Source organism: Pseudomonas sp. TE3899 (genome assembly GCF_056279105.1).
The window spans coordinates 5,318,212-5,330,948 of the sequence record NZ_JBWBQR010000001.1; the positions used below are offsets into that span (position 1 = coordinate 5,318,212).

The 12,737-nt window shown below is 61.7% G+C and carries 14 protein-coding genes and 1 other RNA gene; 10 read left to right on the forward strand and 5 right to left on the reverse strand.

Annotated features, from left to right (window positions below):
* Positions 1 to 65: 65 nt before the first annotated feature.
* Entirely contained in the window at positions 66 to 218 is a 153-nt protein-coding gene (locus ACZ89E_RS24120; RefSeq protein WP_007942433.1) for a hypothetical protein, read from the forward strand.
* A gap of 110 nt (positions 219 to 328) precedes the next feature.
* Here the strand turns inward: ACZ89E_RS24120 and ACZ89E_RS24125 are convergent, their stop codons facing one another.
* From ACZ89E_RS24125 to ACZ89E_RS24140, 4 genes are all read right to left on the reverse strand, one after another.
* A complete protein-coding gene (locus ACZ89E_RS24125; protein ID WP_149660230.1) occupies positions 329 to 943 on the reverse strand; it encodes a 5-formyltetrahydrofolate cyclo-ligase in 615 nt (204 codons plus the stop codon).
* Between the two features lie 85 nt (positions 944 to 1,028).
* Positions 1,029 to 1,207: non-coding RNA, 6S RNA (gene ssrS / locus ACZ89E_RS24130), on the reverse strand.
* A gap of 30 nt (positions 1,208 to 1,237) precedes the next feature.
* Positions 1,238 to 1,555 (reverse strand): cell division protein ZapA, encoded by a 318-nt coding sequence (locus ACZ89E_RS24135; protein ID WP_007942435.1) that lies wholly within the window; start codon positions 1,553 to 1,555, stop codon positions 1,238 to 1,240.
* On the reverse strand, positions 1,552 to 1,761 hold the full coding sequence (locus ACZ89E_RS24140; RefSeq protein ID WP_007942437.1) for a TIGR02449 family protein: 210 nt from the start codon (positions 1,759 to 1,761) through the stop codon (positions 1,552 to 1,554). Before ACZ89E_RS24140 ends, ACZ89E_RS24135 begins: the two co-directional genes overlap by 4 nt.
* A gap of 183 nt (positions 1,762 to 1,944) precedes the next feature.
* On the opposite strand from ACZ89E_RS24140, the gene ACZ89E_RS24145 reads away from it, so the two are divergent.
* From ACZ89E_RS24145 to gcvH, 9 genes are all read left to right on the forward strand, one after another.
* The gene (locus ACZ89E_RS24145) at positions 1,945 to 2,499 is read left to right on the forward strand and encodes a YecA/YgfB family protein (RefSeq protein ID WP_149660231.1); all 555 of its coding nucleotides are present in this window, start codon (positions 1,945 to 1,947) and stop codon (positions 2,497 to 2,499) included.
* A gap of 27 nt (positions 2,500 to 2,526) precedes the next feature.
* A complete protein-coding gene (gene pepP / locus ACZ89E_RS24150; RefSeq protein ID WP_476256599.1) occupies positions 2,527 to 3,861 on the forward strand; it encodes a Xaa-Pro aminopeptidase in 1,335 nt (444 codons plus the stop codon).
* A complete protein-coding gene (gene ubiH / locus ACZ89E_RS24155; RefSeq protein ID WP_149660233.1) occupies positions 3,858 to 5,045 on the forward strand; it encodes a 2-octaprenyl-6-methoxyphenyl hydroxylase in 1,188 nt (395 codons plus the stop codon). Before pepP ends, ubiH begins: the two co-directional genes overlap by 4 nt.
* Positions 5,038 to 5,523 carry a DUF4442 domain-containing protein gene (locus ACZ89E_RS24160; protein ID WP_476256600.1) on the forward strand — a complete coding sequence of 162 codons (486 nt, stop codon included), beginning with the start codon at positions 5,038 to 5,040 and terminating at the stop codon, positions 5,521 to 5,523. Before ubiH ends, ACZ89E_RS24160 begins: the two co-directional genes overlap by 8 nt.
* A 9-nt stretch (positions 5,524 to 5,532) precedes the next feature.
* The gene (locus ACZ89E_RS24165; RefSeq protein WP_178129181.1) at positions 5,533 to 6,750 is read left to right on the forward strand and encodes a 2-octaprenyl-3-methyl-6-methoxy-1,4-benzoquinol hydroxylase; all 1,218 of its coding nucleotides are present in this window, start codon (positions 5,533 to 5,535) and stop codon (positions 6,748 to 6,750) included.
* A gap of 251 nt (positions 6,751 to 7,001) precedes the next feature.
* Positions 7,002 to 8,006: an extracellular solute-binding protein gene (locus ACZ89E_RS24170; protein ID WP_123403965.1), complete on the forward strand. Its 1,005-nt coding sequence runs from the start codon at positions 7,002 to 7,004 to the stop codon at positions 8,004 to 8,006.
* A 174-nt stretch (positions 8,007 to 8,180) separates the two neighbouring features.
* The gene (locus tag ACZ89E_RS24175; protein WP_476256601.1) at positions 8,181 to 9,779 is read left to right on the forward strand and encodes an ABC transporter permease; all 1,599 of its coding nucleotides are present in this window, start codon (positions 8,181 to 8,183) and stop codon (positions 9,777 to 9,779) included.
* Between the two features lie 154 nt (positions 9,780 to 9,933).
* Positions 9,934 to 11,016 (forward strand): glycine cleavage system aminomethyltransferase GcvT, encoded by a 1,083-nt coding sequence (gene gcvT / locus ACZ89E_RS24180; RefSeq protein ID WP_149660237.1) that lies wholly within the window; start codon positions 9,934 to 9,936, stop codon positions 11,014 to 11,016.
* A gap of 50 nt (positions 11,017 to 11,066) precedes the next feature.
* Positions 11,067 to 11,450, forward strand: coding sequence for a glycine cleavage system protein GcvH (gcvH, locus tag ACZ89E_RS24185; protein WP_149660238.1), 384 nt, complete (start codon positions 11,067 to 11,069; stop codon positions 11,448 to 11,450).
* Between the two features lie 87 nt (positions 11,451 to 11,537).
* Here the strand turns inward: gcvH and ACZ89E_RS24190 are convergent, their stop codons facing one another.
* Positions 11,538 to 12,665, reverse strand: coding sequence for a DegT/DnrJ/EryC1/StrS family aminotransferase (locus tag ACZ89E_RS24190; protein ID WP_476256602.1), 1,128 nt, complete (start codon positions 12,663 to 12,665; stop codon positions 11,538 to 11,540).
* Positions 12,666 to 12,737 lie beyond the last annotated feature (72 nt).

Here is a 12,737-nt window from a genome sequence, read left to right on the forward strand (position 1 = left end):
TGCTGCACGGCCTACAACGGAAACCGCTGCTGTCATCGTGTTGATATGCCTTTGGGGGGCAATCGATGAAACGCAAACCGGATTTACTATGGATTTTGGTTATTTTGTTCGGCCTCGGCGTCGTGACCACTGGCTACGCCCAAAGCCTATGGAACAACAAGACCGACGCACCGATCGAAATCGCGCAGCAACAACAGCCGTCGGCCTTCAAGCGCTGATCTCTGTCTTTCGGACGCCGCACCCGTAGCAGCAAAGCTTGCTCGCGATGACGGCGTCACCTTCAACATCCATGTGCCTGTAGGACCGCTATCGCGAGCAAGCTTTGCTCCTACAGTGCGGCGCCTGCGAAATACCACGCCTTGTCTGTCACCGTTCCTTGCAACGGCACATCCCAGCTCGCTTGAGCCAATCGTTCGACCTTCTGACATTCATGGGCCAGCCCCAGCAGCGTCGGCTTGCGCCAGGTTTTGCGCCGCGCCAGATACGCCAGGCTGCGGTCATAGAAGCCGCCGCCCATGCCCAGGCGTCCACCCACGTCGTCAAATCCAACCAATGGCAACAACACTAAATCAAGCGCCCAGACTTTGCGTTGCCGGGCGAGGTTGTGCCTTGGTTCCAGAATACGGAAACGGTTGGGTTTCAATTTGTCGCCGGGGCGAACGCGCTGGAACACCATTTTGGTTCGCGGCCAGGCGCTGAGCACCGGCAGATACGTCGCCTTGCCCCGACGTTGAGCGGCACGCAGCAAAACACGCGGATCGATTTCACCGTCTGTAGGCAGATAAAGAGAGATATGTCTGGCGCGGCGAAACAGCGGGTGCTGGGCCAATTGCTTGTACAGCCCGCGAGCGGCCTGGCGCTGCTGACTGGGTGTCAGTGCGCGGCGGGCCTTGCGCAGCATGCGTCGAAGTTGCGGGCGGGGAAGCAGCGCAGGTTCGTTCATGAATTAGGCTTCGGCAGGGCGGGTACACAAAGCGTACCCGTAAAAAAGCCGATGCCGGTAATTAAACCGGCATCGGACTGGAATCAGGCTCCCCGGATGAACCGCTGCTGACTTAGCCCTTGAACCCGAAAGTTCAAGGTGGAAGAAGCAGTAGGCTTTAAGGCTTTCCGTCTAGCGGACATGCACACCAGCCCAACGTGCAACTTCCAGGGTAGTGCGAATCGGCTCAGGGACATCGTCAACTGGCAAGCACCCCAGGGAGTGACGCGAGTATACCCCAAGCGATTCCACGAATCAGCCCTTGGTGACGTCCGGATCAGTTGCCAGCACCAGATCGACGCGATCCAGCAGGTCGCGAACCTGCTCGCGGGTCGAGCCGCTGGCCTGTACGTCCGGGCGTTCTTCCTTGTGCAGCAGGTCGTGGGTGATGTTCAGCGCGGCCATCACGGCGATGCGGTCGGCGCCGATGACTTTGCCGCTGCTGCGGATTTCGCGCATCTTGCCGTCCAGGTAGCGGGCGGCACTCACCAGGTTGCTGCGCTCTTCCTGGGGGCAAATGATCGAATATTCTTTATCGAGGATCTGCACGGTAACGCTATTGCTTGAACTCATGAGTCTTGCTCCAGGGCCTTGAGGCGCGAAATCATCGATTCGACCTTACGCCGGGCGATTTCGTTTTTTTCAATGAGGTGAGCGCGTTCCTCGCGCCAGGTCTTTTCCTGAGCTAATAGGAGTCCATTTTGGCTCTTTAGTTGCTCGACTCGGCTAATTAGCAACTCGAGTCTTGCCATCAGCGCTTGCAGATCGGTGTCTTCCATTGTGTCCACTGAATATGTGTCTGATGGGTGGCAGGCTCTGTAGGAAACTGCCGACGCGTCGGGCGCGCCTAGTTTCGTACAGCTCCAGGCTGGCGGACAGCCTTTAATAGTCTTGGCGAGTCTGTCGATGTAGGATACAAGGCCTTCATTCTAGACATAGCGCCGTCTGGCGCCTAGCTGCCCATGCCCATTCAGAATTCCCCGTACCAAGCCTTCGCCACCCTGCTGACTTCCAGCGGCCATAACGTCTCGCCTGCCGAACTGCATGGCCTGTTGCTCGGCCGCAGTTGCGCCGGTGCCGGCTTCGAAGCCGACAGCTGGCTGGCCGATGCCGCCGAGCTGCTCGAAGGCGAGCCACAAGACAACGTTCGCAATGCCCTGATCGGCCTGCAAGAGATGGTCAAGGGCGAGCTGACCGGCGACGACATGACCGTTGTCCTGCTGCTGCCCACCGACGACGCCCCGCTGGCCGACCGCGCCGCTGCGCTGGGCCAATGGTGCCAGGGCTTCCTGACTGGCTTCGGTCTGACCCGTCGTGAATATGCCCTGACCACCGAAGCGACCGAAGTGTTGCAGGATCTGGCCGCCATCGCCCAGGTGCAAGACGCCCTGGAAGAGTCTGACGACGGCGAAAGCGATTACATGGAAGTGATGGAGTACCTGCGCGTGGCTCCGTTGTTGCTGTTCACGGAAACCAAGAAAACCGACGAAGCCGCCGCCAAACCGTCGTTGCATTAATCGCCTGCCAGGGAACGCCATCTGCCCATGATTCATATCCCGAAATCGGAATACAGCCGTCGCCGCAAGGCCTTGATGGCGCAGATGGAACCCAACAGCATCGCGATCCTGCCCGCCGCCGCGGTGGCCATTCGCAACCGCGACGTTGAGCATGTCTATCGCCAGGACAGCGATTTCCAGTACCTCAGCGGTTTCCCCGAGCCACAAGCCGTCATCGTCCTGATGCCCGGCCGTGAGCACGGCGAATACCTGCTGTTTTGCCGGGAGCGCAACGTTGAGCGGGAGCTGTGGGACGGCCTGCGCGCCGGGCAGGAAGGCGCGATCCGCGACTTCGGCGCCGATGACGCCTTCCCCATCACTGACATCGACGACATCCTGCCGGGCCTGATCGAAGGGCGCGACCGGGTGTATTCGGCCATGGGCAGCAACCCGGAATTCGACCGGCACCTGATGGACTGGATCAACGTGATCCGCTCTAAAGCGCACCTTGGCGCCCAGCCACCGAACGAATTCGTTGCCCTGGATCATCTGCTGCACGACATGCGCCTGTATAAATCGGCGGCAGAAGTGAAGGTGATGCGCGAGGCCGCACGGATTTCCGCACAGGCGCATATCCGCGCGATGCAGGCCAGCCGCGCCGGTTTGCACGAGTTCAGCCTCGAAGCCGAGCTTGATTACGAGTTCCGCAAGGGCGGGGCGAAGATGCCGGCGTACGGCTCGATCGTCGCCGCCGGGCGCAACAGCTGCATCCTGCATTACCAGCAGAATGACGCCGTGCTCAAGGACGGCGACCTGGTGCTGATCGACGCCGGTTGCGAGATCGACTGCTACGCCAGCGACATCACCCGCACCTGGCCGGTCAACGGCAAGTATTCAGCGGAACAGAAGGCGATCTACGAGTTGGTGCTGGCTTCGCAAGAAGCGGCGTTCGCCGAGATTGCCCCGAACAAGCATTGGAATCAGGCCCACGAAGCCACGGTCCGGGTCATTACGACCGGGCTGGTGAAACTGGGGCTGTTGCAGGGCGACGTCGACGAGTTGATCGCCAGCGAAGCCTATAAAGCTTTCTATATGCACCGCGCCGGCCACTGGCTGGGCATGGATGTGCATGACGTCGGCGAGTACAAGGTCGGCGGCGAGTGGCGCGTGCTGGAGGTCGGCATGGCGCTGACCGTGGAACCGGGGATCTACATCGCCCCGGACAACCAGAACGTGGCAAAGAAATGGCGTGGCATTGGCGTGCGCATCGAGGACGACGTGGTAGTGACCAAGACCGGTTGTGAAATCCTGACCCAAGGCGTGCCGAAAACGGTCGCTGAAATCGAGGCCTTGATGGCCCAAGCACGGGCACACGCGGCATGAGTCGAGTCAATCTGGCAATCATCGGTGGCGGCCTGGTCGGCGCGAGTCTGGCGTTGGCCTTGCAGGCCGGGGCCAAGGCGCGCGGCTGGAAGATCGTGCTGATCGAACCGTTCGCCCCCGGTGACACCTATCAACCGAGCTACGACGCCCGTTCTTCGGCGCTGTCCTACGGCGCCCGGCAGATTTATCAACGGCTGGGCGTGTGGCAGGAAATCTCCCGCCGCGCCGAGCCGATCAAGCAGATTCACGTGTCCGACCGTGGGCGTTTCTCCACGGCGCGACTGTCGGCGATGGAAGAGGGCGTTCCGGCCCTCGGCTATGTGGTGGAAAACGCCTGGCTCGGCCAATGCCTCTGGCAAGGCCTGGATAAGGACGTGGTCAGCTGGCGTTGCCCGGCGGAAGTCACCCGCATGGAACCGCTGACCGACGGCTATCGCCTGACCCTCAACGACGAAACCACCCTGGAATGCGACCTCGCGGTGCTCGCCGATGGCGGCCGCTCCGGCCTGCGCGAGCAACTGGGGATCGGCATCAAGACGCGCCCGTATAACCAGAGTGCGCTGATCGCCAACATTACCCCGAGCGAAGCCCATAACGGCATGGCGTTCGAGCGTTTCACCGACGAAGGCCCGATGGCCTTGTTGCCGTTGCCAGATAATCGCTGCGCCTTGGTCTGGACCCGTCTGGGCATGGACGCGCAACGATTGGCCGCCCTCGATGAAAAGAGTTTCCTCAGCGAGCTGCAAGGCGTGTTCGGTTATCGCCTAGGGACCTTGAAACAGGTTGGCGCGCGGCATTTGTACCCGCTGACCTTGATCGAGGCCGAAGAGCAGGTGCGCCCGCATCTGGCGATTCTCGGCAACGCCGCCCACAGCCTGCACCCGATTGCCGGCCAGGGTTTCAACCTGTCATTGCGCGATGCCCAGGCCCTGGCCGATGCATTGCTGGCCAGCGAAACCGGGCCCGGCGACTTCGCGACCTTGCAGGCTTATCGCGAACGCCAGCGCATGGACCAGAACCTCACCGTCGGTTTCTCCGACCAGGTCACCCGCTTGTTTGGCAGCACTCAGCCACTGGTGTCCCTGGGCCGCAACATTGGCTTGCTTGGCCTTGATCTGTTGCCGCCGGCCAAACGCTGGTTCGCCCGGCAGGCCATGGGTTTGGGTACTCGCCCGGATGCTTGAGTGGCTGACTGCAACATTCGGCAAGGCGCGGTTGATGCGCTGGGTCATGACGTTTTACCCGCCGTATCTCGGCGCCGGGGTACGGGTTCGGCACATCAGCGATGACTTCCGGGACATCAAGGTGTCGATGGGCCTGGGCTGGTACAACCGCAATTACGTCGGCACCCAGTTCGGTGGCAGCCTGTATTCGATGGTCGATCCGTTCTACATGCTGATGCTGATGGAAAACCTCGGGCGTCAATACATCGTCTGGGACAAAGCCGCCGACATCGATTTCATTGCGCCGGGCAAAGGCCCGGTGTTCGCCCGTTTCAACATCGACGAGACCTTGCTTGACGAGATCCGCCGGCAGACGGCCAGTGGCGAAAAATACCTGCCGCAGTTGCGGGTCGATATTCACGACGGCGCCGGCACCTTGGTGGCGCGGGTCGAAAAAACCCTTTACGTGCGGCTCAAGCCGCAAGCGAGACAGGCTTAAAGCATGGACATGCGCGCAGATCTGCTGATTGTCGGGGCCGGAATGGTCGGCAGCGCCCTGGCGCTGGCGTTACAGGACAGCGGGCTGGAAGTCCTGCTGCTGGACGGCAGCCCGATGAGCGTCAAACCCTTTGATGGTCAGGCACCGTTCGAACCGCGAGTGAGCGCCTTGTCGGCCGCCAGTCAGCGAATTCTTGAACGCCTCGGCGTCTGGGACGGCATCGCCAATCGGCGCAGCAGCCCCTACACCGACATGCACGTCTGGGACGGCAGCGGCACCGGACAGATCCACTTCTCGGCCGCCAGTGTGCATGCCGAGGTGCTCGGCCATATCGTCGAGAACCGCGTGGTGCAGGACGCCTTGCTCGACCGCTTGCACGACTGCGACCTCGGGATGCTGGCCAATGCGCGCCTGGAGCAGATGCGCCGCTCCGGCGATGACTGGCTGCTGACCCTGGCCGATGGCCGCACCTTGCGTGCGCCGTTGGTGATCGCGGCGGATGGCGCCAATTCGGCCGTTCGCCGGTTGACCGGTGTCGCCACCCGGGAGTGGGATTATCTGCATCACGCCATCGTGACCAGCGTGCGCAGTTCCAAAGCGCATCAGATGACCGCTTGGCAGCGTTTTACCGATAACGGTCCGCTGGCGTTTTTGCCGCTGGAGCGGGACGGTCAGCAGGATTGGTGTTCGATCGTCTGGTCGACCACGCCGAGCGAAGCCGAACGCTTGATGGCGCTGGATGACGAAGGTTTCTGTCGTGAACTGGAACGGGCCTTCGAGGGGCGTTTGGGCACGGTGCTCAGCGCCGATCCGCGCCTGTGCGTGCCGCTGCGTCAGCGCCATGCCAAGCGTTATGTGGCCGAAGGCCTGGCGCTGATCGGCGATGCGGCGCACACCATTCACCCGCTGGCCGGGCAGGGCGTGAACCTGGGCTTCCTCGATGCGGCGGTGCTGGCTGAAGTGCTGTTGCAAGCGGCGGAACGCGGCGAGCGCCTGGCGGATGTGAAAGTCCTCAGCCGCTACGAGCGCCGGCGCATGCCGCACAACCTGGCGTTGATGGCGGCGATGGAAGGCTTTGAACGGTTGTTCCAGGCCAATCCGCTGCCGGTGCGCTGGTTGCGCAATGCCGGGTTGAAAATGGTCGAGCAGATGCCGGAGGCCAAGGCGTTGTTTGTGCGTGAGGCGCTGGGGTTGACCGGGGATTTGCCGGCGTTGGCCAAGGCCTGAGGTCGGCATGGCCCTGTGGCGAGGGGGCTTGCCCCCGTTGGGCTGCGAAGCAGCCCCTGCATTTTTTCAGACAAACCCTGCATTCCGATTTGCGACCGCTTCGCGGTTGAACGGGGGCAAGCCCCCTCGCCACAAGGGGTGTGCGCGCATCCTGTGCAACATCTGGTAACTCCTCCGCAAAGTGTTCGATTGAGCTGGCAAATGTGAGTCCTTATCATTTGGCCTCATTTTTCAATCGAGAGACCGCTCCCATGTTGGCATCCAAGCGTCTATTGACCGCGCTGGCCCTGACCCTGATCGGCAGCACCGCCGCCCAGGCCGCCGACGAGGTGGTGGTCTACTCCTCGCGCATCGACGAACTGATCAAGCCTGTGTTTGATGCCTACACCGCGAAAACCGGTGTGCAGGTGAAGTTCATCACCGACAAGGAAGCGCCGCTGATGCAGCGCATCAAGGCCGAGGGCGAAAACGCCACCGCCGACCTGCTGCTCACCGTCGATGCCGGCAACCTCTGGCAGGCCGAGCAGATGGGCATTCTCCAGCCCTTCACCTCGAAAACCATCGACGCCAACATCCCGCTGCAATATCGCTCCTCGGCCCACGCCTGGACCGGCCTGAGCCTGCGTGCGCGGACCATCGCTTACTCCACCGACCGAGTGAAGCCGGGTGAACTGACCACGTACGAAGGCCTGGCCGACAAGAACTGGGAAGGTCGCCTGTGCCTGCGCACGGCGAAGAAGGTCTACAACCAGTCACTGACCGCCACCATGATCGAAGTCCACGGCGCCGATAAAACCGAGCAGATCCTCAAGGGCTGGGTGAGCAACCTGTCCACCGACGTGTTCTCCGACGACATCGCGGTGCTGGAGGCGATCAACGCCGGCCAATGCGACGTCGGCATCGTCAACACCTACTACTACGGTCGCTTGCACAAGCAGAAACCGGACCTGGCGGTGAAGCTGTTCTGGCCGAACCAGGGCGACCGTGGCGTGCACGTCAACCTGTCGGGCATCGGCCTGACCAAGCATGCGCCGCACCCGGAAGCAGCCAAGGCCCTGGTCGAGTGGATGACCACGCCTGAGGCGCAGAAGATCTTTGCGGATGTTAACCAGGAATTCCCGGCCAACCCTGCCGTTGCACCTTCTGCGGAAGTGGCAAGTTGGGGCAAGTTTGTTGCCGATACCTTGCCGGTGGAAATCGCTGGCAAGCGTCAGGCTGAAGCGATTCGCATGATGGATCGGGCGGGTTGGAACTGAGTCTGTGGCGAGGGGGCTTGCCCCCGTTCGAGCGCGAAGCGGTCGCAATTTGGCGTGTAGGGTTTGTCTGAAAAAATGCAGGGGGCTGCTTTGCAGCCCAACGGGGGCAAGCCCCCTCGCCACAGAGAGACCGGCGTTAAGCTAGCGTCGCTCAACACCTTCTAGAGAACGCCCTTGGCCCACCCCGCCCAACGCCGCTGGTACCCCCTGGTCTTCGCCATCGCTGCGCTGGTCCTGCTGCCCCTGAGCGTGCTGTTTTTCTCCTGGCAAACCATCGATCAACAGATCTGGTCCCACCTCTGGGACACGCAGATGCCACGTCTGTTGGGCAACACCCTGACCCTGGTCGTCGGTGTCGGCATCGGCGTGACGCTGTTGGGCGTGAGCCTGGCCTGGCTCACCAGTCTTTGCGAATTCCCCGGCCGACGTTGGCTGGACTGGGCGCTGATGCTGCCCTTTGCGATTCCCGCCTATGTGCTGGCGTTCGTCTTCGTCGGTCTGCTGGACTTCGCCGGCCCGGTGCAAACCCTGCTGCGGGAATGGTTCGGCAGCGGGCTGCGCTTGCCGAGAGTGCGTTCCACCGGCGGGGTGATCCTGGTGCTGGTGCTGGTGTTTTATCCCTACGTTTACCTGCTGGCCCGCACCGCGTTCCTCGCCCAGGGCAAAGGCTTGATGGAGGCTGCCCGGGTCCTCGGGCAATCGCCGTGGCAAGCGTTCTGGCGTGTGGCATTGCCGATGGCGCGTCCGGCCATTGGTGCCGGCGTGGCGTTGGCGTTGATGGAAACCCTGGCGGATTTCGGCGCGGTGTCAGTGTTCAACTTCGACACCTTCACCACCGCCATCTACAAGACCTGGTACGGCTTCTTCAGCCTGTCGACCGCCGCGCAACTGGCCAGTCTGTTGCTGCTGGTGGTGATGGTGGTGCTGTACGGCGAGCGCCGCGCCCGAGGCGCCAATCGGGCGAGCAACGAGCGACCGCGGGTCAAGGCGCTGTATCACCTGCGCGGCTTCAAGGCGTTGGCGGCGACGGGGTGGTGCGGGTTGGTGTTCGCCTGCGCCTTCGTCATTCCAATGCTCCAACTGGTGGTGTGGTTCTGGCAGCGCGGGCGCTTCGATCTGGATGAGCGCTACGCCGGCCTGATCGTCCACACCCTGTACCTGGGCGGCATGGCGGCGCTGATCACGGTTAGCGTGGCGTTGCTGCTGGCGTTTGCCCGACGCCTGGCGCCAACCCGGGTGATCCGCTCCGGCGTCAGCCTGGCCAACCTCGGCTACGCCTTGCCCGGCTCGGTGCTGGCGGTGTCGATCATGCTGGCGTTCAGTTACCTGGACCGCGAACTGGTCGTACCGCTGTGGGGCAAACCGTTGCTGTTGGGCAGTCTGTCGGCTCTGATCCTGGCTTATCTGGTGCGTTTCATCGCGGTGGCTTATGGACCACTGGAAAGCAGCCTGGCGCGAATACGGCCTTCTTTGCCCGAAGCAGCACGTAGCCTTGGGGTCAGTGGGCCACGACTGTTTTTCAAAGTGTATCTGCCACTTTTGCTGCCGGGCACGTTGAGCGCGACGTTGCTGGTGTTTGTCGATGTGCTCAAGGAAATGCCGGCGACCCTGCTGATGCGCCCGTTTGGCTGGGACACGCTGGCCGTGCGCATCTTTGAAATGACCAGCGAAGGCGAGTGGGCGAGGGCCTCGTTGCCGGCGCTGACCCTGGTTTTGGTCGGGCTGTTACCGGTCATCGGATTGATTCGACGTTCGGCGCATCGAAACGCCTAGGTGCCAGTCCTACACCATGCGGCTACAATGCGCGGCATTCGGTACGGTCCGTCTGACAGACCAGGTAGCTGAAATCGGCTGTAGGCCTTCTATTTCAAGGCTTTCAGCTGTAAGCGCCTGTCCGCACCTTCGCCACGCCCGGAAGGAGAAACCCATGGGACAGCGTACGCCTCTGTATGACCTTCATCTCGCCCTCGGCGCGAAGATGGTCGATTTTGGCGGTTGGGATATGCCACTGCATTACGGCTCGCAGGTCGAGGAACACCATCAGGTGCGCCGCGATTGCGGGGTTTTCGATGTATCCCACATGACCGTGATCGATGTCGACGGCCCCCAGGCCAAGGCCTGGCTCCAGCAGTTGCTGGCCAATGACGTCGAACGCCTGCACAGCCCCGGCCGTGCCTTGTACAGCACCATGCTCAACGAGCGTGGCGGCATCGTCGATGACATGCTCGTCTACCGTCTCGAAGACGGTTATCGCCTGGTGGTCAACGCCTCCACCCGGGATCAGGACCTGGCCTGGATGCAAGCCCATGTCGGCGCCTTCAAGGTCCAGCTCCACGAGCGTTCCGAGTTGGCGATGCTGGCGATTCAAGGTCCCCAGGCCCGGCACAAGATTGCCGAGCTGGTCACGCAGTCTCGCGGCAATCTCATTCAAATCCTCAAGCCTTTCGAAGGCCGGTCCGACGGTGACTGGTTTATCGCCCGCACCGGTTACACCGGCGAAGACGGGTTGGAAATCGTGTTGCCCGCTGATCAGGCACCCGGATTCTTCAACGATCTGGTCGGCGCGGGCATCTCGCCCATCGGTCTTGGCGCCCGCGACACCTTGCGGGTCGAGGCCGGGATGAACCTCTACGGTCAGGACATTCATCAAGACGTCTCGCCGCTGGCCTCTAATATGGCCTGGAGCATTGCCTGGGAACCGGCCACCCGCCAGTTCATCGGTCGCGCTGCCCTGGAAGCCGAAAAGGCCAACGGCGTGCAGCACAAACTGGTCGGTCTGGTGCTTGAAGAGCGCGGGGTTTTGCGCGCCCATCAAGTGGTCCGTATCGCCAATGTTGGCGAAGGGGAGATCACCAGTGGTAGTTTCTCTCCTACGCTTAGCAAGTCGATTGCACTGGCGCGCGTGCCGATGGCGACCGCCGACCGCGCAGAAGTGGAAATCCGTGGCAAGTGGTACCCGGTCCGAGTGGTCAAACCGACCTTCGTACGCCATGGCAAAACCTTGATTTAAACTTTTCTGGCGGGCATCGACCGCTGACATTCTTCTTGAGGACACTGAACATGAGCGATATCCCTGCCGGCCTGCGTTTCGCCGAAAGTCACGAATGGGCGCGTCTGGAAGCCGATGGCACCGTCACCGTAGGCATCAGCGATCACGCTCAGGAAGCCTTGGGCGACGTGGTGTTCGTTGAGCTGACCGAAGTGGGCAAAGAGTTCGCTGCCGGCGATCAAGCCGGAGTGGTCGAGTCGGTTAAAGCCGCTTCCGACATCTACTCCCCGATTTCCGGTGAAGTGATCGCGATCAACGAAGAGCTGGGTGGTTCGCCTGAACTGCTCAACACCGACCCGTACGGTGCGTGGATCTTCAAGCTCAAGCCAAGCGACAAGGCTGAGCTGGACAAGCTGCTCGACGCGGCCGGTTACAAAGCCGCAATCGGCGAATAATCTTCGCCCCTGTAGGAGCAAGGCTTGCCCGCGATGGCGTCCTCGAAAACGCCATCGCGGGCAAGCCATGCTCCTACAAGGAACGATTCAAGGCTTCAGTACGGCTTTGACCGCCGCCACCGAACGCTCGACATCCGTCTTGCTCATGGTGGTAAACATCGGCAATGACACGATCAAACGGCCGACACGCTCTGCCACCGGGAACATCCCCTCCTTGAAACCGCGTTCGCGGTAAAGACTCAGCAAGTGAATCGGCGGGTAGTGATAGCCGATGCCGACGCCCAATCCCTGCATCTGTTCCATAAACATCGCCCGTGGCTTGCGCTCCGGCAACACCAGCTGAAACAGATGCCAGTTGCTGTTCTCGAAATCCGCCGGCGGCAGTTGTGCCCCGTACTGCGCTTCGAAATCCGCGCCGAAACACGTGAAGTAGTGCCGCGCCAGCTCACGTCGATGCGCCGTGATCGCTTCAATGTGGGCAAATTGCCCCAGGCCAATGGCCGCCGCGACGTCGGTCATATTGAACTTGCCGCCCAGCACATCCACATCCAGGCCATCGAAGCCAGTGCGGGTGACGCCCTGCAGACGGTACTTCTCCGCCAGTCGCACCTCTTCAGGCGTGTTCAGCACCAGGCAACCGCCCTCCGAGCAGGTGACGTTCTTGTTCGCCTGGAAACTGAACGACACGAAATCGCCGGTAGCGCCGATGCGCTGGCCGTTCCAGCTCGAACCCAGGGCTTGCGCCGCGTCTTCGACAATTCGTAAGCCGTGTTTTTGCGCGATGGCATACAGCCGAGTCATGTCCAGAGGCAACCCGGCGAGGTACACCGGAATGATCGCCTTGGTGCGTGGCGTGATCGCCGCTTCCAGTTGATCGAGGTCGATGTTGCGGGTCACTGGGTCGATGTCGGCAAACACCGGGGTGGCGCCCACTTCCAGAATCACGTTGGCGGTGGCGACCCAGGAAATCGGCGTGGTGATCACTTCATCCCCCGGCCCGACGCCGGCAATGCGCAACGCAATCTCCATCGTGCAGGTGCCGGAGTTGAAGGTGCGCACCGGGCGCCCGCCAAAGTACGCCGACAGTTGCGCTTCAAAGGCCTGGACCTTGGGGCCGCTGGTGATCCAGCCCGAGCGCAGCACATCGCCGACCGCGGCAATGGTGGCTTCATCGATGACCGGTTTGGAAAATGGCAAAAACGGCAATTGGCTCATAAGCGATAGACACCCGATAGCGGACGTTAAGTTGGCGCCGAACATGATGATCGGGATTGGCCGAAGGCGCTA